The following is a 269-nucleotide window of genomic DNA, read 5'->3' as shown; positions in this document are numbered from 1 at the left end:
GCCGGACAAGCCCATCACGTGCATCGTCCCGTGGGCTGCAGGTGGCTCCACGGACCAGATAACGCGCGTCTGCGCCGGGGAACTTGAGGGCGCGTTGGGGCAGAAGATCGTGATCGTGAACCAACCGGGTGCTTCCGGTTTCCCGAAGGATGAGCTTTACCGCCAATGCACACCCACAACCGGGACATGCTCTATGTCCTGGCGCTAATAGTTCCTTCACTTCCTTTTGCTCCATATACATGGTCATCTTTTTCATTTTACCTCCGTCC

The 269-nt window shown here is 56.9% G+C and carries 1 pseudogene; it reads left to right on the top strand.

The features are described from left to right. Positions 1-208, top strand: a pseudogene (locus tag EZM41_RS04680) (hypothetical protein); the annotation flags it as partial. Positions 209-269 lie beyond the last annotated feature (61 nt).

Source organism: Acetomicrobium sp. S15 = DSM 107314, assembly GCF_016125955.1.
Taxonomy (GTDB): domain Bacteria; phylum Synergistota; class Synergistia; order Synergistales; family Thermosynergistaceae; genus Thermosynergistes; species Thermosynergistes pyruvativorans.
This window is presented reverse-complemented; position numbering and strand designations above follow the sequence as displayed.